This window comes from Cyanobium sp. NS01 (genome assembly GCF_014280235.1).
Taxonomy (GTDB): Bacteria; Cyanobacteriota; Cyanobacteriia; order PCC-6307; family Cyanobiaceae; genus NIES-981.
Genome location: NZ_CP047940.1, coordinates 1,730,268 through 1,753,750, shown reverse-complemented (window position 1 = coordinate 1,753,750; position 23,483 = coordinate 1,730,268). Strand labels below are relative to the sequence as shown.

Genomic DNA, 23,483 nt, shown 5'->3' with positions numbered 1-23,483 from the left:
CACTTCATGAGAAATTCATTTTCCACTGGCGTGTGCCTACTGCTAGCGGCAGGACTACCACCATTGATTGTTTCTCGTGGTTCGTTGGCTTTTGCAGATGAAGTTGTTCCAACACCAAGACTAGAGATTACCAGTGAGTTTGCACCAGCTTCCTTATCGCAACTTTTCTCAGCCATGCAAAGCGGTAATAGGAAACAGATTTCACTACCAGGTGCCACTTGGATTCAGTTGCAGTTTTCAAAGCCACAGCTTGGCGTTGATGATTATTTGCAGATCGAAGATTCGACTGGAGAAATCATTAGGTTATCGGATTCTCAGATCGAGTCATGGGATGGGCACACACCGCGTTTCAAAGGTTCAGTGCTAAATATCACATTATCATCACCTGAAGAGGATTTATCGACAGGGTCAATTGCAATCCGTAAGATTATCATTGGCATTGGTTCTTCAAGCCTATCCGACGGCGTGCTGCCGAAAGGACTCCAGAAGATGCTTGGTCCAGATAGCAGTAAGTTGCTGCCTCAAGGTCAGAAACTCAATCCACGGATTAATCCAGAATCTATATGTGATGCATCTGATAATCGTGTTACCTCTTCCAACCGAGGGGTAGGTCGATTAATGGATATTGGGTGCACTGCATATATTGTGTGGGGGGATCGGATGATAACTGCTGGTCACTGTGATCGTCCTGGGGCAACTCTTGTTGAATTTAATGTTCCCCCATCAGATACCACTGGAACAACCCAGCCAGCAGCTGTGGATGACCAATACTTCGTCGTTCCAGACTCTTTTGTTTCGCAGGAAACAACCGACAATGACTGGGCAGTCTTTCGAGTCAGGCCTAATCAGATTACGGGCTTATTTCCAGCAGAGGCACAGGGAACATTGATTCCTTTATCCAGAAGATCACAGCCTAATAATGTAACAATCACAGGCTATGGCGTAGATGGCCCATCGCCGAATTTTGGCTCTTCTGGGCCCCGGAATGCTGATAGTCAAACGCAACAAACCGGCACGGGGCCTGCTAATTATCCAAACAATATACGAATTGAATACAGGACTGATACGCAGCCTGCCAACTCAGGGAGTCCGATTCTTCAACAAGCAACTAATACATCAATTGGCGTTCATTTTAGTGGCGGTTGCGGTACGAGAGGAGGCCGTAACGCAGGAACAAGTTTTCGTAGTGCAGCATTCTGGAACGCAATAGGAGACTCCACGCATGGAACCCAGACAGTTGCCAAGATAATATCTTATCAGAGAGGTGTTGTAACAGCATTTAGCGGGAAAGGGATCTATTTAAGCCCTGACGGCAGAAGCATAGGTGGGGGTGGTCTAACGACGAGAGCCTAATAACGGGAACCAGGGTCTAACAGCGCTTATCCAATATCGTGACAGAGTTATAACAGCGTTCTCAGGCGGAAATATCTACAGCAGTCCTGATGGAGAGCTACAGCTATGATTCCATTTCAGGAAGGTATTATTACGGCATTTTCAGGACGTGGTGCTTTTTTTAGTCAGAATGGTCTCGACTTAGGAGGTGGTGGAAACAACACTTCTACCTTCAGGATCTATTGAACGCAGGGCATTGAGTCCTTCCTTCTATGTCAGTTCATAAGGGACTATATCAAGGAAGGGTCAGTTTTAGATGGTCTGCTCCAGCGAGCCGGTGGAGTCAGCATCTGAATAGTGGAGATGATTATCCATATCCACCTGTGCATACGTACACCGATCTTATGTGTGTAGACCCACCTGGTTGTTCAGCTGACAAAGGGGTGTGAGGTCGCCAGGCTTGGGGTGTTACCGCCCGTCCCGAGACCTCTCCTCTAATGCATAGGCTCCCCATGGCACGATTGATCCCGTTCAGTTGGGAGCGGCTGATCCGCCGCCACCTCGACGAGGGCGTCCCCCTTGATGTCCTTGCTGCCGCTGTCGGGAATTGCTTCGCAGAAGATGCTCGTATAGATCGTCAACCCCTTAACAGGCTGTTTTGCGCGATCCCCTGAGGGGCGACTACCCGTGTGTACATCCACCATCCAACCCACCCGTTCCTCCATTGCGGGTGGGTTGGATGGCAGGGCTGATTCAAAGTCTCAACAGGGGTTCGGTTCTGGTTGGCGCCGCGCCATCGCCAGCAGCGCCGTGATGTCGTGCATCACCGCCTGCATGCCGGCTCGGATCGACTGAAAACCCGCCAGCCTCAGCAGGTTCAGGGCTGCCGTGTGCAGTGTCGCCATGGCCCCAGCGCCATTGCCCCGGTAGCGGTGGGCGTCTTCATGGAGCTGGGTGTCACGGATCCAGTGCCAGCCCTCAATGCTCCAGCGGTCTCGCACCAGTTGCAGCAGGGCTTCTGGGGTGGTGCGCAGGCTGCTCAGAAACAGGTGCGTGGCCTGGAACGGCTTGGAGTCTCGGGTGCCGTTGGCGGCCACCTCCACGATCCAGCTGGTCCCGACCCAGCTCTCGCGGATGTGCTCCGGTGCCTGTTTCGCGCGCAGGGTCCAGGTGATGTCGCGCCCGTGGCTGATCTCGTGATCCGTTGCCACAAAAGGGATCCTGCGCTTGCCCTGGAACTGGCTGCGGATCTGGCGGTGCAGCGTCTTCTGGTTCGCTTTGACGGTCAGCAGGAAGTCGGCCCCCTGCTCCTGGAGCTGTCGAAAAACGGGCGCTGGGTGTGGAGGGCATCCGCCCGAATGAGCACGCCCTCAAGATCCAGTTCACCGAGGAGCTGGCGCAGCACCGCCCGCTCGTGATTCTCGCCCGTGGCATAGCAGGCCTGGCTGATCGCTACGCCCAAGGCAGCCGAGTAGAGCGTCACCTGGGCGATGAACGCGGATCCCCCGCCGGCAGTGGGCTCGATGGAACCTCTCAACGTCTTGCCGTCGCAGACCAGCTGATCAAGATCGCCTGCACCAGCTGGGATCTGGGCGATCGTCCAGTCGCGGATCGCGGCGCAGAGGGCGGCCACGTCCACCTGCAGGAAGAAGTAGCGGAACGAGGAATCCGAGGGCGGACGGCGCAGTTCGAGCCCCAGCGCCTCGGTCAGAACGCTGTGGTGACGGATGGCAAAACGCTCCAGGTCCCGCAGGCTCTGGCAACCACTGAGGATGCCCAGCACCGCCACCAGCAGCAGATACCAGGCCGGAAACCGCACCCCGCGCCGCATGCGCGCGTCCGGAATTGCCTTGAGGTAGCTGATCAGGTCGAGATCGGTTGCGGCAGAAGCGCTTTTGGACACAAGAGGGAGGCGATTCCACCGACCTCAACCCATGCTGACAGGAGCGGCAAGAGCGCCTGTGACACACTTTGAATCAGCCCTGGGTTGGATGGTGAGAGCCTGGTTGACCTATCACTCAGAGCTTAAGCCTTTTGCAACCGGACACCTGGGCCGCCCATGAGGATTCGGAACACCTCGCGGGCAATGAACCGTTTGAGACATCGCAGGATCTTCGGTTTCGAGAGCCCCTCCTCCGTTCTGCGGGTGGGGCAGGTAGGAGACGCAAGCTGGTCACCGAATGAATCCGTTCTGCTAGGGCCTCACCGTAACCAGGTAGTCCACTTCGTGATGCGAAGATCGAGGTTGATCTCCCAAATCCGTGGGAAGAACTCTGCTTCAACAAACTCTGACGAGGCGAATACTGAAGCGACTTCCCAGAAAGTCTCCCACAGAGCCCGCACGGGCTTCCTCAGATATAACGGCGATGGTGTCTGCGATGGTTTTACCGCTTGTTGAACCTGACACGTCTGCCACTCTCTAACTCCCCCATTCACCTGAGCCGCCTCCGCAAGGCTAACTTCTCCGCAGAGCACACCTTGCGGCCAGGTGATGGCCAGCGTTGCCATGCAGCCGAACTCTTGTAACTCGATTCAACTTATGTACGGCCAATGATAGTCAGAAGGGGAGACCAAGCGATGCACAAACACCTCCATCAAGCGGCCTGAACGCCATCAGGTAGCTTCCCAATTCTGTTTTCCGCAGCCCCGAACAAGTGCAGCCCTGAACCGCCATCCTTCCTGGCCACAGGACGTTCAACTGTCTTGGAATGGTTGAAACCATTTCAACGGAGAGGGCGGGATTCGAACCCGCGGAAGGTTTCCCTTCGCCGGTTTTCAAGACCGGAGCCATCAACCACTCGACCACCTCTCCCATCCCCGGCCCGTGGACCGGGAGCCACCATCTTCCCACGGCAGGCTCAGGGCTTGGCGAGAGGCAGCAGGCACTTGTCGGAGTCGCAGCCGGCGGGGCCGGCCTCCTGCAGCTCGCCGCCGTCGTAGCGCTGCAGGGCCTCGAAGAAGTCGACGGTGCGGCGACGGGCGGCCACTTCGCTGTTCAGGCGTTCGTAGGTGGCCAGGTCGATCGGCTCGAACGGCAGCCTCGGGAAGGTGGCGTTGGCATCGAAGCGGGCCAGCAGGGCGGCTGAGATGTAGCCCTGGCCGCCCTCGATCGCCCGGTGGATGGCCTCGGCCAGCGGCTCGATCTCGTTCTCGCGGAACTCCACCGTGGCGGAGGTGTTGTGGGCCGTGTAGTGCTGCTGCACCTGCATGTAGAAGTCGAACTGGGCCAGGGCCGAGAAGTTGTTGATCTCCACCGCATCGGCACCCGGGATGTTGGCCCAGCTCACTTCGGTGGGGATCTCCACCAGCCACTCCGTGCAGCGGGGGTCGAAGGGATCATCCAGCAGGCGGCCCTGCTCGTCCTTATCGCTCTGGGAGGGCACGATGGCGTAGCCGTAGTCGAGGCAGGCCAGGGCCACCGGATCGTTCTTGCGGAAGGTGATGCGGCGGATGAAGCGCTGCGCTTTGGGCGGATGCCAGCCGGGGGAGGCGCCGGTGAGCAGGCTCTTGGTGCCGGCCGGTTGCACAGTGGTGCAGCGGTTGGGGCGGCGCAGGCCGTGGCGGTCGCAGTAGTCCCACACCGCCTCATTCACGATCCGCTTCCAGCGGGCCAGGTAATCGGCCTCCTGGGCGCGGAAGGTGCGGCCCTCCTCGCTGTCGGGGCGGCCCGCTTCCCACCAGCGCAGCCAGGGGGTGCCGAAGGCATGCACGAAGAAGTCGAACAGGCCCGTGAAGCTCACCCCCACAATCGGATCCCAGGCGCGGCTCTGGCGGTAGCGCTCCACCTCGAAGCGATGGTTGAGCAGGCAGGCCACCGAGATGGCGCCGGCGCGGAAGGCGTCTTCCTGGGCCTGGAAATCGGTGGGGTGGATCTGGTTGAGATGGATCTCGGCCAGGTTGCAGTGGAAGTCGGCGCCGAGGATCTCGCCGCAGGGGTTGAGGCCGTAGCGGCCGAGGCGGTGCTCCAGTTCATCGGCCTCGATGCCGGGGTGGTGCTGTTGCAGCCATGCTCCGGCCTGCTCGCGGCCCTGTTCGCAATAGAGGGCGATGAACTCCTGGCGCAGCTCAGGCGTGGGCAGCAGATCGGCATTGGAGCGGGCGATCGCCTCGGGGGCGAACTGGATCGCGCCCTCGCCGCTCTGGAACTGTTTGGTCACGGCCTCCAGTACCACAGCCCGGCTGGGCTTGGTGTGGAACACGCGGGTGTGGTTGGCCATGCGCAGCGAATCGCGCTCCGGATCGATGCTCCAGTTGCCCTCGCTGTCCTGCTGCCAGAGGTTGTCCTTGGCGGTGGAGGCGGCGGTGTCGTCTGCGGCGAACTGGCGCATGCCGGCGCTGCGGCGGATGTTGCCGGCCACGATCGTCACGGCCGCCTCATCGATCAGCAGGCAGCACTCCACCGAGGTGAGCTGGCGGCCGTTGGCGCGGTTGAGGATCTGGGCCACACGGCCGTAGAGGTCCTTCAGCTTCACCGGGTTGGCCATCCCCCCGAAGCCCTTGAGGGTTTCGCCCACGGGGCGCACATCGGAGAGGTCCACGCTCACCTGGATCTCGCCCGCGGCGCCGTGCTGGCAGAAGCGCTCATCACTGCTGAGCTCCAGCAGCAGCTGGTAGCTGTCCACCCAGCCGCGGCGGGTGTCGCCCACCTTGATGTGAACCCTGTTCGCCTCAATCGTGTGGCTGGTGTGCTCCTGGCGCTGGCCCGCCGGGGTGGAGCCGATGTCGGTGACGCTGCCCAGCACCAGCTGGTTGCGCAGCACCGGCAGGCGGCTGATCAGGTGCGGCTCGATGATGGCGCCGGTGCCGCAGCCCATCATCGCCAGGTCCATCATCAGAGCGAAGGCCTGCCAGTCCACCAGGTTGGTGGAGGTGCAGTTGTAGGAGCCGGAGAAGTTTTCGCTCTGCTCGATCCAGGGCGTGCCGCCGATCCACAGCCAGCGGCCGGAGGGCAGGGCCTTCTGGTGTTGCTGCATGCGCCGCAGCAACTGCACTTCCGCCTCGGTGAGGTGGCCCAGGCGCCGCAGACCCTCCAGGTTGCGCTCGCCCACCTGCTGCCAGCTCTCGCGGCCCTGGGGCGTGCGGCGCGAATAGGTGCGGTAAAACACCGGGTTCGCCGCTGGCGCCGTGGCCGGGAAATCGCCGCCAGCCAGCGGGCCGGCCGGCGTCGCATCGGCGGCCGCATAACCCAGTTCGGCGGCCTGGCGGGCCGCATCCGACAGGGGTTGGGCGGAGAGGGTCACGGCAGGGCGATCCGGTGGTTGGGGTGCACCATAACGCCACCAGTGGTGGCTGCAAGACGCCGTTGCCACCACAGCCAGCGTGGCCCCCAGGAGGGCGACCCCAGGCGCCGCTGCGGGGCAGGACCCAGGCCCCGCCTTGGCTCTGGCAGGCTGGGTCCATGACCAGCAGCCCCGTCGGCATCGATCTCGAATCCCTGGCGGAGGCCGTGGAGCGGCGCCGCAACTTCGCGATCATTTCCCACCCCGACGCGGGCAAGACCACCCTCACCGAGAAATTGCTGCTCTATGGCGGTGCCATCCAGCAGGCCGGCGCCGTGAAGGCCAAGGGGGAGCAGCGCAAGGTGACCTCCGACTGGATGGACCTCGAAAAGCAGCGCGGCATCTCGATCACCTCCACCGTGCTGCAGTTCGACTACGCCGGCACCACGGTGAACCTGCTGGACACCCCCGGCCACCAGGACTTCTCGGAAGACACCTACCGCACCCTGGCCGCCGCCGACAACGCGGTGATGCTGGAAGACGCCGCCAAGGGGCTCGAGCCCCAGACGCGCAAGCTCTTTGAAGTGTGCCGGCTGCGGCGGGTGCCGATCTTCACCTTCATCAACAAGATGGACCGGCCGGGGCGTGAGCCCCTGGAGCTGATCGATGAGATCGAGAGCGAGCTGGGCCTCACCTGCTGGCCGGTGAACTGGCCGATCGGCAGTGGCGACCGCTTCCGCGGCGTGATCGACCGCCGCAGCCGCGACGTGATCCTGTTCGAGCGGGCCGAGCGGGGCCGTCAGGCCACCGAGAAGCGGCTGCTGGCAGGCAGTGCTGAGCTGGCGGATCTGGTGGAGCCCGACCTGCTGGCCACCGCCCTGGAGGAACTGGAGCTGCTCGATGGCGCCGGCGCCGAGCTGGATCTGGCCCTGGTGCAGGCCGGCGAGCTGAGCCCGGTGTTCTTCGGCTCGGCGATGACCAACTTCGGCGTGCGTCCCTTCCTCGATGCCTTCCTGGAGCTGGCCCAGAAGCCGGTGCCGCGCCAGAGCCGCGGCGGGGCGGTGGATCCGGTGGCGCCCGGGTTCAGCGGCTTCGTGTTCAAGCTGCAGGCCAACATGGACCCCCGCCACCGCGATCGGGTGGCCTTCGTGCGCGTTTGCAGCGGCCGCTTCGAGAAGGACATGACCGTGCAGCACGCCCGCACCGGCAAGGCGATCCGCCTGTCGCGGCCCCAGAAGCTGTTCGGCCAGGACCGCGAAGTGGTGGACGATGCCTTCCCCGGCGACGTGATCGGCCTCAACAACCCCGGCATGTTCGCCATCGGCGACACCCTCTACATGGGCGCCAAGGTGGAATACGAGGGCATTCCCTGTTTCTCCCCGGAGATCTTTTCCTGGCTGCGCAACCCCAACCCCTCCGCCTTCAAGAGCTTCCGCAAGGGGGTGAATGAACTGCGCGAGGAGGGGGCCGTGCAGATCCTCTACGACACCGACCAGAGCAAACGTGACCCGATCCTGGCGGCGGTGGGTCAGCTGCAGCTGGAGGTGGTGCAGTATCGGCTCGAGCACGAATACGGCGTGCAGACCCGTCTGGAGCCCATGGGCTTCAGCGTGGCCCGCTGGGTGTGCGGCGGCTGGGACGCCCTCGAGGCCGTGGGCCGCATCTTCAACTGCAAGACCGTGCGCGATGCCTGGGATCGGCCGGTGCTGCTGTTCAAGAACGCCTGGAATCTGCGCCAGCTCCAGGACGACCACCCCGACCTCGAACTGGCGGTGGTGGCGCCGGTGGTGAGCGGCGTCGAGCCGATCAGCCTGTGAGGCTGGCCTGCTCGGCTGGTGCAGCCGGTTCCCACTCGATCTTGATCACATCCACCGGTCCGCGCCCGGAGCTGTTGAGCTGCAGGGCTGCCCGCAGGGCCGCCTCGTGGGTGTGAAACAGGTAGGCCTCGTAGGGGTCCGCCACCGGCGTCACCCGCTGGTCCGTGCCCTGCACGGCCAGAAACAGGCCGTCTTCCAGCCGGCGGATGGCGTAGCGCTCGGGCTGGGTGCACTCCATCGGGTGGGCGGGATCAATCTCAGGGGCCCAGAAATGCAGCACAGTGAACCTCCTGGATCGGTGGGTGCCGATCAATCTTTGGTGTTGTTTTTACCTTAGCGACCCGCTCTGGCTGCCACAAATCAGGGCCCCCAGGCCAGGGCTTCTTTACAGCTCTTCACACGATCCCAACGTTCAATGAATCTTGATCACAGGCCCGGGGGATCGGCTTAGCGTCGTGCCAGCGCGTGCCTCGGCATGCTGCCTACTCCCTTCCCGATCCTCGCCCTACGCCTCCCCGCCCATGGCACTGGTCAAAGCCCCCGCACTGGGGATTGAACGCTTCGCTGGCGCTCGCAACAAGGAAAACTGGGCCCACGCCACAGAAGACGACCGCAAGACAATCGTGCGTGCGGTGTATCAGCAGGTGCTGGGTAATCAGTACATCATGAAGAGCGAGCGGCTCAATGGGCTCGAATCCCTGTTCCGCAACGGTGATCTCAGCGTGCGCGAATTCGTGCGCCTGGTGGCCAAGAGTGGCCTCTACAAGGAGAAGTTCTTCGAGAACTGCAACCCCTATCGCTTCATTGAGCTGAACCACAAGCATCTGCTGGGCCGTGCCCCCAACACCGCCCAGGAGATGCTCGATCACTTCACCATCCTCCAGGAGCACGGCTACGACGCTGAAATCGATTCCTACATCGACAGCGACGAGTATCAGGGCCGCTTCGGACAGGATGTGGTGCCCTACATCCACGGCTGGGATTACTCTGTTGGCCAGCAGGGGCGCCAGTTCTCCTGGGTGTTCCAGCTGGCCCGCGGTGCTGCCGCCTCGGTGAAGGGCGACAGCAGCGGCGTGCAGTCGCGCCTCAACCGCGTGGTGCACCGCAACCGCCCCGTGCCGGTGAATCCGCCCAGCTCCGGCCCCTCCTACTTCCGCTCCTCGGTGGGCTCAGGCGCCTACGGCGGCGACGGCGAAGCACCGATGGCCGTCTACAACAGCGAGCGCACCGATCGCATCAGCGGCCTGCCGGTGATGGCCGGAGCCCGGGGCACCGATGGCAGCAGCGGCCGTCTGGTCACCCTGGTGGTGACCGGCGTGGCCAACAACGCCTACTCCCGCACCGCCGAAACGGTGATCCGGGTGCCCTACACACGCATGAACCAGGCGCTGCAGCGGGTCAACCGGCTCGGTGGCCGGGTGGTGGAGGTCAGCGTGCGCTGAGCCCTGCGGGCTCCTGGGGCAGGATCAGTTCCAGCATGGCGCCGCCATCGCCGTGGTTGCGCGCCTGCACCCTGCCCCCGTGGGTGGCTGCGATCTGCTGCACGATCGCCAGCCCCAGGCCGCTGCCGGTGCGCTCCTGGCGCACCCGGGAGCTGTCACCCCGGTAGAAGCGCTCGAACATGTGGTTGAGGTCGTCCTCGCTCAGCCCCGGCCCCTGGTCGCGGATGCTCAGCTGACACCAGCCGCCGCGGCTGCCGATCCTTGCCTCCACCACGCCGCCACTGGGGCTGTAGCGCAGCGCATTGTCGAGCAGGTTGAGCAGGGCCCGGTGCAGACGTGCCTGATCAGCCTGGATCCGCAGCTGCTCGGGCGGCCCGCTCGCCTGCAGCGCCAGGCTCACGCCCCGCTGCTCGGCCACGGGGCGCAGGTTCTGCCACACCTGCTCCATCAGCCCCTCCAGCTCCACCGCCTCAAAGCTGAGGCCCTGGCCGGGCATGGCGTTCTCCAGGCGGGAGAGCTCCAGCAGATTCACCACCATGTCCTGCAGGCGCCTCAGTTCCCGCTGCAGCCGCTCCACCAGCCGGGCGTTGCCATCGGTCACCTGGGCGGCGAGGCTGTCCCCCACCAGCAGCAGGGCGGTGAGCGGCGTTTTCAGCTCATGGGCCACATCGCTCACCCAGCGCTCCTGTTGATCGAGCTGGGCCTCCAGCGACCGCCGGCTCTGCAGCTGCAGCGCCAGCCAGCCGTCGCGGCCCGGCACCACGGCCAGGTCGTAGTCCAGGAGGCCATAGCGCCACTCCAGGCGCTGGGCGCGCTCCTGGCGACGCGCCAGGCCAATGGCGCTCAGCAGGGTGGGATCGTTGCAGATCCGGGCCAGGGGTGTGCCCAGCAACCGCACCCCTGCTGCTCTGGCGGCTGCACTTCCCACCGCCGTGCCGCCCTCCAGCTCCGCCAGCAGCACGCGCTCGGCCCGGGGGCTGATGTGGCAGATCCGATCGTCGCCATCAAGCAGCACCCAGCCCATCGCTGACTGGTCGATCCAGCTCAGCAGCTGGCGGCTGCTCGGCTCCGGCAGGGCCACCGCCCCCCGGCGCCACCAGGGGCGGCCTGGGCCTGGCCAGCCGCCGCGACCGCTGTCAGCCAAAGCGATAACCGAAGCCCCGCACCGTGATCAGGTGGGCGGGGGACGAGGGCTCCGCCTCCAGCTTTTCGCGCAGCCAACGGATGTGCACGTCCACGGTCTTGCTGTCGCCGAAGTAGTCCACACCCCAAACCTGCTCCAGCAGCTTGTCGCGGCTCCAGACCCGGCGCGGATGCTGCATGAACAGCTCCAGCAGCCGGTATTCCTTGGGCGAGAGGTTCACGGGCAGGCCGTCGCGGGTGACGCGGCACTCCTCCTGGTAGAGCTTGAGGTTGGCATGCTCGAGCACCTTGGCCTGGTTGGCCTGGCTGGTGGTGCGGCGCAGCAGGGCCCGGCAGCGCGCCACCAGCTCGCGCATGCCGAAGGGTTTCACCAGGTAGTCGTCGGCCCCCACCTCCAGGCCCAGCACCCGGTCGGTCTCCGTGTCGCGGGCGCTCACCACCAGGATCGGGGTGAGGATGTCGGCCGCCCGCAGGGCGCGGCAGACATCGAGGCCGCCGAGGCCCGGCAGCATCAGGTCGAGCACCACCAGGCCGTAGGCGTTCTCCTCCGTGCTGCGCTGCAGCAGGTTGAGGGCATCGCGGCCATTGCCGCAGGCCGTCACGGCAAAGCCCTCCAGCTGCAGGGCCTCCTGCAGGGTGTCGCGGATGGTTTCATCGTCTTCGACGACCAGCAGGCGGGCGCTCATGCCGCCATTCTGACCGCCGCCCTCCAGATCCCAGAAGCTGTTGACCGGCCGCAGGACCGATCCCGGGCGGCTCATCGGCGCAGGGGTTGGTGGCTGATCACCAGGTGGCGTTCGAGATCGAGATCGAGCCAGCCCTCGGCGCGCAGCTGGCCCAGCAGCCGGGTGATCGTCACCCGGGTGGTGCTCAGGGCGCTGGCCAGGTCCTGGTGGGTGAGCCGCAGCGGCAGCCGCAGGCCGCGGTCGCAGGGCTGGCCGTACTCCTCAGCCAGCAGCTCCAGAAAGCCCTTCACCCGGTCTTCGATGCGGCGCAGGCCGAGCAGGGCCAGCATCGCCTCGCTCTGGCGGTAGCGCGACGCCATGCCCTGCAGGATGCCGATGGCCAGATGGGGAGAGGCGTGGATCTCATCGCAGCTGAGGCAGAGCAGGTCGCTCGCCACCAGCGTGGTGGCCTCGTAGGCGGGCTGGTTGCTGAGGGGATCGCCGAAGGGCTCATTGGGCCCGGCCAGCCCCAGCAGCAGGGCATCGCCCTGGTAGGAGATGGCGCCGAGCTTCACCATGCCGCGCACCACCACCCAGAGGTTGCGCCGCAGCAGGGGAATCGGGCTGCCGGCCGGCAGATGCACCAGGCTGCGTTTCTCAAAGCTGGCCTCCAGCAGCTCCCTGAAGCTGTCGCGATGCTCAGCAGCTTGGGAAGGCGTGAACACCATGGGGGCTGCGGCCGAAGGGTGCCAAAACCCTATGGGGACCAGGCCGCCCCTCGGTCAAGGCCCGATGGTCAGCCGTTTAAGAGTTGGTTAGCACTGCACGCCTGTGGCCACCGGCAACGGGCCGCTGGTGGGGGCTCAGTCGCAACAGGGGCTGGCGGGCCGCTGGCACTGGGCATTGAGGCGGCCCAGCCACTGCTGCAGGGCGGTGATCGCCTCCGGCTGCAGGCGGTAGTAGATCCAGCGGCCCTGCTCGCGCCCCTCCAGCAGGCCAGCCTCCTTGAGCACCCGCAGGTGAAAGGAGAGCTTCGACTGGGCCAGGCCCAGGTCCACGGTGAGATCGCAGACGCAGCGCTCGCCGCCCGCGAGGGCCTCGATCACCTGCAGCCGCAGGGGATCCCCGAGCGCCTTGAGCAGCTGACGGGCCTGGGCGTTGTCAAGGCTGTCCGCAGAGCGGCCCGCAGCGCTGTCAGCCAGGCTCGAAGCGGTGTCGACGGGCCGCGCAACAGGGGGGCTGGTCAGGGTCATCGGGCCATTCTCAGGGGTCGAGCTGGGGCCCGTGACAGACGATCAGAATTCCCTGGCCTGTGGCCTGTTCGGGGGGCCGGCAAGCTTGCTCAGCGGTACTCCGGTTTGCGGGTGTCATCGAAGCTGCGCCTCAGGGCTTCGGCAATCGGCAGGCCCACCGGCAGGTCACCGCCGAAGGAGGTGCCGAGAATGTGGCGGTAGAGCTTCGATTCCACCAGTCGGTAGGTGTCCGGCGGCAGGGGGATGGAGCCCGCTTCCTCCACAAAGCGGAGCCCATTGCCCACCGTGAAGCCCACGAAGCTGCGGATCGCGTCGTTGGCGCGCATCTCCTGGTCGTTCACGTAAATGAACAGCGGTCGCGACAGCGGCTGGTAGCTGCCGTCCTGGACCGCCTGCAGCGAGGGGGCGACAGCCCTGCCAGCGGCCGCGTCAACCGCCAGGGCCTTGAGCTGCTCGGCATTGGCCTTGTAGTAGCCAAAGCCCAGGTAGCCCATGGCGTTGGGGTCATCCGCCACACAGGCCACGATCACGTTGTCGTCCTCGCTGGTCTCCACGTCGGTGCGGCTGTTGGCCTTGTTGCCGTTGATCGCCTCGTTGAAGTAGTCGAAGGTGCCCGAATCCTTGCCAGGGCTGCAGAGGCGCAGAGGACGCTCGGGCCAGTCACTGTTCACCTGATTCCAGGCCTTCACCGTGCCCTGGGCCGGCGCCGACCAGGTGCGGGACAGTTCCTGGGTGCTGATCGAGGAGGCCCAGTCGTTGCCGCCGCTCACCACCACGCTGATGGCATCGAAGGCCAGGGGCAGCTCGATGAAGGTGATCCCCTTGGCGGCGCAGGCCTGGAGCTCCTCGGTGCTGATCGGGCGGGAGGCGTTGGCGATCGGGGCCTCCCCCGCGCAGAAGGCTCGCAGGCCCGCACTGGTGCCCACTTCGCTGAGCTCCACCGTCACGTCGCGGCCCCGTGCCGTGGCCCCGTAGCCGGCCACGGCCAGCTTCAGGATCGGAAACACCGTGCTGGAGCCGGTGATGCGAATGGGGCCGGCCTGCGGCGTTGGCGCCTGGCCGCAGCCAGCCAGCAGGGCGGCCAGGGCCAGGGGTGTGGCCAGGTAGAGCGCACCACGTTGGTGGGTGGTCATGGGAGCAGGGGAGAACCCGGACCGTTCCAGCTTGGTGAATCAACCAGACTTGCTGGTTAAGGAATGGTGCTGCTCAACAGAGCTCCACCAGCACTGAGGCGGCCGCCTCCTCGCCGCTGCGCACCGCCCCTTCGAAGAAGCCCGGCCAGCGCTCAGCCACCTCGGTGCCGGCCCAGAACACCCGCCCATGGGGCCGGCGCAGGGCGTCGCCGCAGGACGTCCACAGGCCGGGTGGCATCCAGCCGGCGTAGGCGCCGCCCACGTGGGGCTCGGCCGGCCAGTCCTTTTCGCGGTAGGCCAGGGGCGCGCGGGCCTGCGGGCCCAGGTAGGCCGCCAGATCCGCCAGCACCGCCTGGCGCCGTTCTGCCTCCGCCAAGGCGGCCCAGCGGTGGTAGCGGTGGCCCGCCACGAAGGCGGCCAGCACCCCGCAGCCGCTCTCGGGGTCGGAACTGTCGGCGCAGAGTTCCACGCTGGGGCGATCACCGATGGCGATCCCCGCCAGCCCCTGCTCCTGCCACCAGGGGCTGGCATAGGCCACCAGCACCTTGGCGCAGGCTCCCATCGCCATTTCGGCCTGGAGTTGCTTCCGGTCGCCGGGCAGCTCCGGAGTGAACTGCAGCCGGGCCGCCATGGCCGGCGGCATGGCCACGATCACGGCGCGGCAGGGGTAGCGGGCCCGGTCCGTGCGCACCACCACGGGGTGAGGCCCCTTCTGCTCCACGCCGCGCACCGGCTCGCCCAGCTGCAGCACGCTCTCCCCCAGTTCGGCCGCCAGCAGGGCCGGCAGCTGGCCCGCTCCCCCATGTAGCAGCCACTCCTCGGGGTGCTCGCCCTGGGGGGCGGTGCGCTGACCCCAGAGCACGTGCAGCAGCGACACCTGCTCCGGCTCGGCTGGGCCCAGAAAGCCCACGGCCCGGCAGAAATAGGCGAAGTACCAGGCGGCAAACGGGGTGTGAGTGTGGGCGTCAATCCAGTCCTGGAAGCTGAGGCGATCCAGCGCCGCTGCGGCGGGATGGTGGTGGGGGTGACCCTCGGGCAGCTGGGCCACCAGGGCCTGGAACTGCTCCAGGGCCGCCATCGCATCGGCCCAGTCGGCCTCGGGCACGGCGGGGGGCTGGCCCTCGGGGAAGCCCTGGAAGAAACCGCTGAACCGGCAGCGTTGCTCTCCGAACACCAGCACGGTGTCGCCGCTGTGGGGCGACGCGAAGCGGCGGATGCGGTGGCGCTCCAGCAGGGCCAGCATGCGGGTCTGGCTGGGGCCCACCCACTGGCCGCCGAGGTCGATCCAGGGCATGAGGCCGGGGCCCTCAGCTCCGCCAGCGAGCGGCAGCCACGCTCCCCGCATACGGCCACCGGGCTGCTCAGCAGCCTCGATCAAGCGCACCGAGCAGGCGGCCTGCTGCAGGCAGCGGGCCGCCACCAGGCCCGACAGGCCGGCCCCCACCACCACCACATCCACGGGGTCCGCGAGGGTTCCGTTGCGAAGCTCAGCCTGGGAAGAAGCCATCCGCCCAGCTTCCCAGCTCAGGACAAACTTTTACCGGGCCCCGGTGGCCGGGGGGATCAGGGTCAGGGGATCGGTGGACCCTCGAAGGCGATGCGACTGAGTGACCGGCTGGTGCTGTGCATATCATCACCTCCAGCATCAACAGGCTCACCAGAGCGGTTTTTACAATGCCACCACACAACAAGGGTCTACTGAAACTTAATTGTCTTAGCCGTCGTCGTTCTGGAGCTCTTTGAGCACCTGAATAGCCCCAGAGATGCGCAACAATTGTTGGCGCAACTCGTTGGCCTCACGCTCGTGGCCGGCTAGCAGCTCTTCACCCTTGGCGTACTCCTCTCGAAGCGCCGACAATCGTTGTTGGATGCGCTCGGAGTTGGTCATAAAATCGACTTTGGCCTCAAGAAAGTTTATTCAGTTTCCCGGAAATATTGGCTATACCACCATTTGTGGAGATTAAAAACAAAGTTTTGTCATTGCGTTTGAACTTGAGTTGGGTCTTTGAAATAGCTATCTCCCATCCCTTCGGAAGTTTTAGCCTACCGCCAACCTCAAGACTACCGCCAATCTCAAGCTGGCCGGTGAAGTGTCCTGACCCTGAGACGTCGAGGGCATGTTTCGGGTCAGTCGTGTTGATGCCGACGTTGTTCATGATCGGATTGAGTGCGAGTACGGAACGACCGTGCGACTGAATCCATGCGTAGGTCCTTGTGGCTCCGAGCCGCAGGTTCGTTTTCTCGGTCTCCCCGATGACCAGGGCCCTCCCATGGGCATCCGTCGAGTATTCCGTGAGCCGGAGCTTCTTGGCTGTGACGGTTTCGTTGACCATCAATGAACTCTGAACTGTGAGCGCACCAGTGATGCTCGCAGACCCATGCACATCGAGCTGGTGTTTCGGGTCAGTCGTGTTGATGCCGATTTTGTCGTTGACCATCAATGAACTCTGAACTGTGAGCGCACCGGTGATGCTTGCAGACCCATGTACGTCGAGCGAGGACGCTTCAATTTGCAGTGGGCGCCGATCGTGGCCAGCAAAATCTCTGCCGTGGTCGAGTTTGATGCGCGCCGAAGGAATACCTGGCACGGCCAGGTATTCGCCTGCGTGGAAATCGAGCGATGCCTCATTCCCCCACAACTGGAGCGGCTCGACGAACGCGTTGTGAGCGCTCGGCGCGATGTCGGCCAGCAGGATGAGTTCACCATCGTCATCGTCGGGAAGGTTTTCGTAGCGCGCGATGATCTGAGTGGTGCCCTCGGGTGCCGAGGTGTGGATCTCGAGATCGATGTCCAGGAACGCCTGACGAGTCCAGGCGCCGTCGGCAATGCGACGCACCGTGACACCGTCGGTGGTCCAATCGGGATCCTTTGTGGTGACTGTGATGTGGTCGTGGCGCGACCGCAACAGGCCCCACTTGCCAGGGTCGTTACCAATCCGATACTCAATGACGAACCGAGTGGCGATGTCACTGTCGCCGGACATGCGAATGGGGTGATTCGACGTGTTGACGATCCGCAAGGTCAGCTGGTTCAGCGCTTTGCCATCGTTCAGCAGCGAAGGCGCCTCGGTGAACCCGGCGGTGAAGGGTCCGAAGCTCGATGTCGATCCACTCCGAATCGCACGCGCTGTGCGCAAGGCAACATCATCAGCACGTCGCAGCCAGAGGTGCTGAACGACCTGTCCATTGATTCGTTCCACCACGAGCGCCGCCGCGGCAGCGTCGTCAACGTCGCCTAGGACGCCGATTGCCGCATAGTCGAGGCAAGCCCTCGTTTGGCGCGAGCCGCCCAGCGGATCACCGGTGACACCTTCCAGTCGAAAATGCCACGAGTCGCCTGGAGCGAGTTCCAGCCGGGTGCGTGGTGAGACCGTCAGGGTCTGGACTGTCGGTGACGATCGAACGATGCCGAGGACATCAATTGAAATCGAACTTGTCGTCGCTTCGACCTGGGGATGCAGTCGCCAACTGACAGCGCTATCCTCGCCCAAGGTAATGGCACTCAGCCCGACGACGGTGTGCGGTCGGAAGTTGATCGAGAAGCGACTGGCGCTGTCGGCAATCAGGGGGCGAGCGCTGCGGTTCGTGACCGTGGCGACCATGGTTGTCGGTGCGTGCAGCAGGCTCAGGCTGGGGCCACCGTCAAGGTTCAGAAATGTGATGGCGAGCGGCATCGAGACGCGCTGCGACACACGAAGACGCCTTTCGTCCGGCGTGATCAGGCTCATGAATCGGCCTCCGACCGCCCGACGGTGCTGGTGGTGCCGAGCAAGGGGCCTGTCTGGGGCCGCAGCTTCAACCAGCCCTCACGGATCACTGTGGTGTCGAACGTGGCGTCTGTGCGTGCTGGCCGAATGGCTGTGGCGATCTGATGGAGGGCACGTATCTCAGCTTCGCCCAACGCTGCGGGGCCCGAGCCGGCGCTGCCGTGGGCTGCAGGAACCGACACCAATCGTGCTCGTCCAGGAGCGCGCGGGTTCGGGACGAGAAGGCCTGCGGCCACAGCAGTGTCCCAGACCTCGCGACCTCGCCCGGGGAAGGCGTCGAGCACGTCGGCTAGGTCGACGGATTCGTGCTCGGCAACCTCAACCCATGCTGTTTCGAGACGCTGCAACCACGACCAAGAGAAGCCTGGCTCGCCAGGCAGCGGCACCGTGATGTTGTCGACTGGAGTGAGAATGGGTGCTGTGAGGAACGTAGCCGCGATCGCATCGAGCGCATCGCCCGAGTGCGTTGGTGGGATCCGGATTTCTTTCGTGGGCAGGATGCCTGAAGTGGCGTGCACCGACCCGCGTGGATCGACGATCATCACCAGTTGTGTGGGAGGCTCGCCGATGGTGACGGTCGTCGATGCCGAAGCACCCAAGTAGGGGGTCTTCCACTGCTCGCCGAAGTCGCCGTTGTGGCCAATCTCCCAGTAGGCAATGAGTCCGTCGTTGAGCAAGCCAGGATCACCCAGCTTGACCTCAAATGCCACGTCTCCCACACCATGGTCGGACGGTGCCGCGCCAAGCGTTTGCTCGCGCAGATGGGTCCACGACTGGTCAACTGCCGGCTGCCCTGCCAGACGTAAGTCGAGCGCCGCATTCGCAATGGCCATCGGGCGGCCGATCAGCAACGCACGGGACTCATGAGCTCGATGATCTTGCGGGTCGATGGCGTCAAGGGCTCGGGCCGTGGTGGTGACGAACTCGGCGATGAAGGATGGCGCGTCGGGGCGTGTGAGAATCCAACCGACCAGCGATGCCACGGTTGCGTCGGAGATGTCAGACGGCGTCGCCGGGGCGGTCACCACACCTGGCGCAGGTTGCCATCGGGCATCGGACTCGATGGAACCGAGTTGGTGGCCTTCGGCGTCGTACACGTCGACGGCCCGGTCGGCGAAGTTGGTCAGGAGCCACCCGCAGATCGGACCGGTCGCGGGGTGGTCGTTCATTTCACGATCGGTTTGACCCGCCATCAACCACCTGAAAGACATCATGGCGGGCTGTGTGATCCGCACTGGCAAGTGCACCCGATTCTTATCGTTGGACCGAAGTGCTTGAGACGTGTGCACTTCGGATGGACGCCACTCGCGCGTTTGTCCGAAACTGTCGATGATGCGAAGGCGTTCGATGATGAGACAGCCGCTGCGAATCGGATGGAACGGCGCTCCCGGCACGATGCTGCTGGGATGAAAGCCGCCCATCACGTCGGCGACGCGCTGAGCCAACTCCTGTTGCTGCGGGAAGCCGATGGGGTCGGCAACAGGTGGCTGTGGTTCGGCCCGTCGCATCAGCAGTGCTTCGTTGAAGCCTCCAAGGCTTTGCACTGTCGCGGAGTCGTAGCGCGCGTCCTTGAGGTGTTGCAGCGCGATGTTCAGGCCGTTCATCGCATCAGAGTTAGTACCGCTCGCTTCCGCAACAGCGGCACTGAGCTGTTCTCGATACACACGCATCGTCGATGGCTGGAGCACGGTCCGTCCGGACAGGTACTCGAAGCCGTGGGCAAGCGAAGGATCGCCCAACCGGGGCTGGAAGTCGGCGCTGGACTCGGCGAGATCTTGGCTCGATGTGACGAAGTCGGTGGCGTAGCGCCCGCCGGTCGCTGCTCCCTTGCTGGGCTGGTTGCCTCCTTCGTATAACGGTCGTAATTCAACCTCCCATTCGAGCATCACCGGATTCCAGGGTGTGCCACCGGACCGACCAACGAGATGATGATTCTCCTCCCAGAATGATGCTGTCAGGAAACGGTCGATCGACCAGGACGTGTCACCCTGCAGGATTGGGACGAAGTCCAAACGCTTGACGGCAGCGCAGGTCAGTACGCCGTCCGCACCGTGGCGCGGCTGCGGCGCTTCGCCAGCATCGAAGTGGGTGCTCGGCAGCATCACGACCGGCTCGTTGGGTTCCCAGAAGCGGGGACCGGGAGACAGGATCAATTCAAGCCGGTCAAGTCCGCTGCGATTGGTGTTGTAGGCGGCCAGGTCGGCAGTGATGACCGCCAGTTGCCCGTCAAGGGCACCGCCAAGAGTGTCGGGAGGTGATTCCGTGTTGAGGCCGATCATGCCAGTCTCGGCGATCAATGATTCAAGCGGTTCGAGATGGTCGCGGGCGATCAACATTTCCAGCCGTGGGATGTCGAGGTCGTCAGGCGCTGTCGGCGACTCGTCGTACAGGCCGATCATCAGCTGCTGCCAACGCCCGTGGAGCTCCTGTCTCCGCCAGTTGATCTGTGCCTGGGCTTCGTCGAAGTTGCGCTGGAGCTGGTTCAGAATGTGGAGGTCGCCGACGAGGTTGCGAGGCAGCGGGCTCAGGTCGGTACTCGGCGCAGCGCTGCCTTGATGGACACCGCTGGGGTTGGCGGCATCGGCTGCTGGGCGCAGCGCCCAGCAGCGGTGGCCCGCCACAGCGGTGAACTGCGCGCTGTGGCGGGCCTCGTCGAACTTCAGACCAAAGTCGATGTCGTGGTGGGCGACCGATGGGGCCAGGTGCAAGGCTTCAAGCTGGCGTTCGATGGTCTGGCGTTCGGTGGTTACGTCGGAGGCATCTGCGGCGACCGCTGCCGCGATTGCTTCGGTGGGCGTGTTACCAATGGCGACAGCGTCGGTGATGATCTTTTCCTGATCGTTCCGTGCATCGCGCTCGAGTTCTTGAGGGTCCCACGCGGCCTCGTCGCCGCCCAGGGTTACCCGTCCAACGCAAAGCATTCTGGTCGGCATCGGCATCGGCATCGGCGTCGCTTGATCAGGAAGCTTCCAGCCAAATCGCTCAAGCACAACGGACGCGACATCGACGCCATGCTCGATTGCGTCCGCGACCACAGCGCTCAAGGGATCATCGTCCATCGACGAATACCAACCCAGCACGTCATAACGCCGACCGGCCACCGCATGGTCGGTGTCGTGACAGCCGAAGACGCTGCGGCAGTTTGCGTAGAGGGCTGAGAAGTTAGGGTCAGCAGGACCCAGTGCCGTCAACGGAATGCCCAGCGAGGCCAGCGTCCGTTGCTGGAAGTCCTTGAAGCTCTCGTTCTCTGCCATGCGCCGTTGGCAGCCGAGTCGAATCCAGCGCCTGCCGTCTAATGCGTCGACCGGGTACGACACCGGCAACGACACCGGCATTGGGTCGCTTGGTGCGTCGATCGCGTCACTTCGGACACTCCACCGCGCCATCGGCTTGTCAAGGTTCGGGCCGTCTGTAGACGGGTACCGGATGACCAGCCATTGGTTAGGGACGGGCGGGAAGTTCAACTCATCGACAGGAACCGTGCCTGGCGCACCTCGGCGCGTGGTGCCGCGCGTTAGCCCGTCGGGCAAGGCCCAGTGAAGGTGCACGCCACTCTCGAGCCAGAGCGAGTGGTCGGCAAAGGGTTCGGAGTGGAGCGACGAAGCGATGTTCGGTGTGCTGGGGAATCGATCGCGCTCGCCATCGAACCAAGGCATCGATTCGTAGTTGCTCGTCGCGCCGAGGACAGCCCTTCGCTTGCCGCGCGGCACGATCAGTGCATCCACCTTCATCGGGACAACCATGAAGTTCATGATGACCTCCGATACGTGCGACGCGGGGTGTGTCCGAGCAGTTGGCGAGCAAGCTCGCCGGAATGTGATGGAGTTAGTAAACGGATGGCATCCTCTAGACGATTGAAACCTTCAGGTGAACGTCCAGGACGACTGCGATCGGCCAGCTCGAAATGCATCACCTGGGGATGGAGGTGCAACGCAACGGCATGAATTGGACCCTCGTACAGCGCGAGTACAACCCGCGGCGAAAGATGGGTGATACGTATGGGTGGGATAGGTACAAGTTTGTCGAGGTTGGCCCACTCGTCGGCCGACTGTGCATCAGCGAACGCATCGATCATCAAGCCCGGATAGTGCGAGACGATGTCAGATCGGAGCAGCACACCGCTCATCTTTGGAATCGGTGGCAGCACTGTCGCCAACAATTCGGTCTCGTCGACTTTCCAGCCCTCGCCATCGTCGGTTCGACCAAGGCTGAACGCACCGTCGCGAAGGCACTGGATCCATTGACGATCAACCTCAAAGAACCGCAAAGATTCAATCGGCAGCATCGCCTCGTCGGGCACCAGATAGCGGAACGGCACCGCAGCCAGCCGATCCAGCGAGCGGACAACCCAATCGGTCACATCCAAGCGAGGTTCGTCTTTCGCCGTGATGCCGTGGCTGAGATCCCGATGCTGTTGCATTTGGCGGTTACGGTGGGAACGGTGGCGCCGAGCGGTGCGCCATCGGTTGATCGGCAGTCCGACCGACGGGTCGGCAATCGCCAGCAATCTGCCCAGTTCCCATGCTGCGGCGTAGGAGGCATCGAAGATCTGCGCGTCGGCGTCGAATCGCAACAAGTCGTCCGAGGTTTTGGCCGGAATGCGGGGCAGGGTCCGTTGGCTGATGGCCATGTCGCCAGGGCCAGGCCTCAGAGGGCCGTGATACCAGGAGATGCTGCATTCGCCGTGTCGGAACTCATGTCGGAGGGCTGCATAGCCATTGGCGATGTACGGGCCGGCGAGACCGGAGGGGCGCGGTGCCGCCAGCATGCCGACGCCAGTGCCGAGTGAATCGGCCAGGTCGGTGAAGCCTCGGGGCTCATCGTCCTCGCAGAAGAAGTCCCACGAGTACAAACTCACGAGACGCACCACGTCATTGTCGTCGACCTGAACGGCGGGTTCAAGGCGGTTGCCTTGGAACTGAAACCAGCCCTCCAGCGAGACAAGGTGTGCCTCGTTACGTTTGCCGACGATCGGGCGCGTCGTGCCGATGACCGTTGCGGTCTCGGTGATCACAACAGGTTCGTGATCAGGCCCGCTCGGCGTGAGGTGGCTGAGATCAGGGCCGACCACATCGCGAACATGCGCCACCCACGGGATTTCAGCGGCGGTCGGCAGCGCTGGTCGCAGCTTGCTCCAACGTACCTCGATGACCTGGACGCCCTCGCTGGGATCGTCAGCACTCTCGGGCGGAAAGGGTGGAGATTTTGGCGTGGCGCCAGTCCGGGCTGCGTGGAGGTCAGCCAAGGTGAGGTTCTGCTTTGTGCCGATGAGGTCGGCACTGTCGAAAATGATCACAGCCAGCCACGGCGGTGACTCGCCAACTTCCGGCGGCTTTTCAAACGCTGCCGACCGCTCCCAGGGCAGCGTGGTGCGGTTGAGCACGACATGGGGGAGCACGTGGCCGAATTGGCCCCGGCTGCGCGCTGGCGGGAATGACGAGTGGACAAGCGTGGGATTGATCGAAACACGTGGACCGGTGACGGTGAAGGCGCCGTGAGCTCCCGATTCATAGATGTGCTCCTCGGTGATGGTCCCAACCTTGCGGCTGACAAGGAGCTTGCTGGTGACGGTGATGTCGTAGTCACCGTCTTCAAGGCTGGGTCTGTGGCTGGCAATGAAACGAACACGATCCGTTGGCCCGAGTTCGGGGCCCAGCGACGAAGTGGCTGCAGTGGCCGTGATGCCGGCTCTCGATTTGGCGTTAGTCATGT

Annotated in this window: 15 protein-coding genes, 1 tRNA gene and 2 pseudogenes; 3 read left to right on the top strand and 15 right to left on the bottom strand. The window is 64.0% G+C overall.

Features of this window, described 5'->3' with window-relative positions; genetic code table 11:
- Window positions 1–6 precede the first annotated feature (6 nt).
- Window positions 7–1,353: a serine protease gene (locus CyaNS01_RS09100; RefSeq protein ID WP_186696812.1), complete on the top strand. Its 1,347-nt coding sequence runs from the start codon at window positions 7–9 to the stop codon at window positions 1,351–1,353.
- A gap of 740 nt (window positions 1,354–2,093) precedes the next feature.
- Here the strand turns inward: CyaNS01_RS09100 and CyaNS01_RS14610 are convergent.
- The 4 genes and pseudogenes from CyaNS01_RS14610 to nrdJ form a co-directional block, all read right to left on the bottom strand.
- Window positions 2,094–3,235 (bottom strand): annotated as a pseudogene (locus CyaNS01_RS14610) (ISAs1 family transposase).
- 122 nt (window positions 3,236–3,357) lie between these two features.
- A pseudogene (locus CyaNS01_RS14985) lies at window positions 3,358–3,477 on the bottom strand (IS110 family transposase); the annotation flags it as partial.
- A gap of 582 nt (window positions 3,478–4,059) precedes the next feature.
- Window positions 4,060–4,144, bottom strand: a tRNA-Ser gene (locus CyaNS01_RS09085).
- Between the two features lie 46 nt (window positions 4,145–4,190).
- Window positions 4,191–6,521 carry a ribonucleoside-triphosphate reductase, adenosylcobalamin-dependent gene (nrdJ, locus tag CyaNS01_RS09080; protein WP_186700559.1) on the bottom strand — a complete coding sequence of 777 codons (2,331 nt, stop codon included), beginning with the start codon at window positions 6,519–6,521 and terminating at the stop codon, window positions 4,191–4,193.
- A gap of 209 nt (window positions 6,522–6,730) precedes the next feature.
- Here nrdJ and CyaNS01_RS09075 point away from each other — a divergent pair, with 209 nt between their 5' ends.
- The gene (locus CyaNS01_RS09075) at window positions 6,731–8,368 is read left to right on the top strand and encodes a peptide chain release factor 3 (RefSeq protein WP_186696810.1); all 1,638 of its coding nucleotides are present in this window, start codon (window positions 6,731–6,733) and stop codon (window positions 8,366–8,368) included.
- On the opposite strand, the gene CyaNS01_RS09070 is transcribed toward CyaNS01_RS09075, so the two are convergent.
- A complete protein-coding gene (locus CyaNS01_RS09070) occupies window positions 8,358–8,606 on the bottom strand; it encodes a hypothetical protein (protein WP_186696809.1) in 249 nt (82 codons plus the stop codon). The two genes, CyaNS01_RS09075 and CyaNS01_RS09070, sit on opposite strands and share 11 nt — an antisense overlap.
- Before the next feature lie 283 nt (window positions 8,607–8,889).
- On the opposite strand from CyaNS01_RS09070, the gene CyaNS01_RS09065 reads away from it, so the two are divergent.
- Complete coding sequence (locus tag CyaNS01_RS09065; RefSeq protein WP_186696808.1) at window positions 8,890–9,810, top strand: phycobilisome rod-core linker polypeptide; 921 nt, start codon at window positions 8,890–8,892, stop codon at window positions 9,808–9,810.
- On the opposite strand, the gene CyaNS01_RS14780 is transcribed toward CyaNS01_RS09065, so the two are convergent.
- From CyaNS01_RS14780 to CyaNS01_RS09015, 10 genes are all read right to left on the bottom strand, one after another.
- Window positions 9,797–10,954, bottom strand: coding sequence for a cell wall metabolism sensor histidine kinase WalK (locus CyaNS01_RS14780; RefSeq protein WP_255460016.1), 1,158 nt, complete (start codon window positions 10,952–10,954; stop codon window positions 9,797–9,799). The genes CyaNS01_RS09065 and CyaNS01_RS14780 overlap by 14 nt on opposite strands.
- A complete protein-coding gene (locus CyaNS01_RS09055; protein ID WP_186700555.1) occupies window positions 10,947–11,639 on the bottom strand; it encodes a response regulator transcription factor in 693 nt (230 codons plus the stop codon). Before CyaNS01_RS09055 ends, CyaNS01_RS14780 begins: the two co-directional genes overlap by 8 nt.
- A 71-nt stretch (window positions 11,640–11,710) precedes the next feature.
- Window positions 11,711–12,346 (bottom strand): Crp/Fnr family transcriptional regulator, encoded by a 636-nt coding sequence (locus tag CyaNS01_RS09050; RefSeq protein WP_186696807.1) that lies wholly within the window; start codon window positions 12,344–12,346, stop codon window positions 11,711–11,713.
- A 135-nt stretch (window positions 12,347–12,481) separates the two neighbouring features.
- Window positions 12,482–12,871 (bottom strand): helix-turn-helix transcriptional regulator, encoded by a 390-nt coding sequence (locus CyaNS01_RS09045; protein ID WP_186696806.1) that lies wholly within the window; start codon window positions 12,869–12,871, stop codon window positions 12,482–12,484.
- 89 nt (window positions 12,872–12,960) lie between these two features.
- Complete coding sequence (locus tag CyaNS01_RS09040; RefSeq protein ID WP_186696805.1) at window positions 12,961–14,004, bottom strand: PstS family phosphate ABC transporter substrate-binding protein; 1,044 nt, start codon at window positions 14,002–14,004, stop codon at window positions 12,961–12,963.
- 73 nt (window positions 14,005–14,077) lie between these two features.
- Window positions 14,078–15,511, bottom strand: a complete 1,434-nt coding sequence (locus tag CyaNS01_RS09035) for a flavin monoamine oxidase family protein (protein WP_186696804.1) — start codon at window positions 15,509–15,511, stop codon at window positions 14,078–14,080.
- Window positions 15,512–15,718: 207 nt separating this feature from the next.
- Window positions 15,719–15,892 carry a hypothetical protein gene (locus CyaNS01_RS09030; protein WP_186696803.1) on the bottom strand — a complete coding sequence of 58 codons (174 nt, stop codon included), beginning with the start codon at window positions 15,890–15,892 and terminating at the stop codon, window positions 15,719–15,721.
- A gap of 16 nt (window positions 15,893–15,908) precedes the next feature.
- Entirely contained in the window at window positions 15,909–17,732 is a 1,824-nt protein-coding gene (locus CyaNS01_RS09025) for a hypothetical protein (protein ID WP_186696802.1), read from the bottom strand.
- Window positions 17,729–21,523 carry a hypothetical protein gene (locus tag CyaNS01_RS09020; RefSeq protein ID WP_186696801.1) on the bottom strand — a complete coding sequence of 1,265 codons (3,795 nt, stop codon included), beginning with the start codon at window positions 21,521–21,523 and terminating at the stop codon, window positions 17,729–17,731. The genes CyaNS01_RS09025 and CyaNS01_RS09020 overlap by 4 nt, the downstream gene beginning before the upstream one ends.
- On the bottom strand, window positions 21,520–23,481 hold the full coding sequence (locus CyaNS01_RS09015) for a hypothetical protein (protein WP_186696800.1): 1,962 nt from the start codon (window positions 23,479–23,481) through the stop codon (window positions 21,520–21,522). The genes CyaNS01_RS09020 and CyaNS01_RS09015 overlap by 4 nt, the downstream gene beginning before the upstream one ends.
- Window positions 23,482–23,483: the final 2 nt, after the last annotated feature.

Bases quoted from the DNA above. Each gene is read 5' to 3' on its own strand.
- CyaNS01_RS09100 (WP_186696812.1), top strand. From the start codon at position 7: ATGAGAAATTCATTTTCCACTGGCGTGTGCCTACTGCTAGCGGCAGGA.
- CyaNS01_RS09075 (WP_186696810.1), top strand. From the start codon at position 6,731: ATGACCAGCAGCCCCGTCGGCATCGATCTCGAATCCCTGGCGGAGGCC.
- CyaNS01_RS09070 (WP_186696809.1), bottom strand. From the start codon at position 8,606: ATGGAGTGCACCCAGCCCGAGCGCTACGCCATCCGCCGGCTGGAAGAC.
- CyaNS01_RS09065 (WP_186696808.1), top strand. From the start codon at position 8,890: ATGGCACTGGTCAAAGCCCCCGCACTGGGGATTGAACGCTTCGCTGGC.
- CyaNS01_RS09055 (WP_186700555.1), bottom strand. From the start codon at position 11,639: ATGAGCGCCCGCCTGCTGGTCGTCGAAGACGATGAAACCATCCGCGAC.
- CyaNS01_RS09050 (WP_186696807.1), bottom strand. From the start codon at position 12,346: ATGGTGTTCACGCCTTCCCAAGCTGCTGAGCATCGCGACAGCTTCAGG.
- CyaNS01_RS09045 (WP_186696806.1), bottom strand. From the start codon at position 12,871: ATGACCCTGACCAGCCCCCCTGTTGCGCGGCCCGTCGACACCGCTTCG.
- CyaNS01_RS09040 (WP_186696805.1), bottom strand. From the start codon at position 14,004: ATGACCACCCACCAACGTGGTGCGCTCTACCTGGCCACACCCCTGGCC.
- CyaNS01_RS09035 (WP_186696804.1), bottom strand. From the start codon at position 15,511: ATGGCTTCTTCCCAGGCTGAGCTTCGCAACGGAACCCTCGCGGACCCC.
- CyaNS01_RS09030 (WP_186696803.1), bottom strand. From the start codon at position 15,892: ATGACCAACTCCGAGCGCATCCAACAACGATTGTCGGCGCTTCGAGAG.
- CyaNS01_RS09025 (WP_186696802.1), bottom strand. From the start codon at position 17,732: ATGAGCCTGATCACGCCGGACGAAAGGCGTCTTCGTGTGTCGCAGCGC.
- CyaNS01_RS09020 (WP_186696801.1), bottom strand. From the start codon at position 21,523: ATGAACTTCATGGTTGTCCCGATGAAGGTGGATGCACTGATCGTGCCG.
- CyaNS01_RS09015 (WP_186696800.1), bottom strand. From the start codon at position 23,481: ATGACTAACGCCAAATCGAGAGCCGGCATCACGGCCACTGCAGCCACT.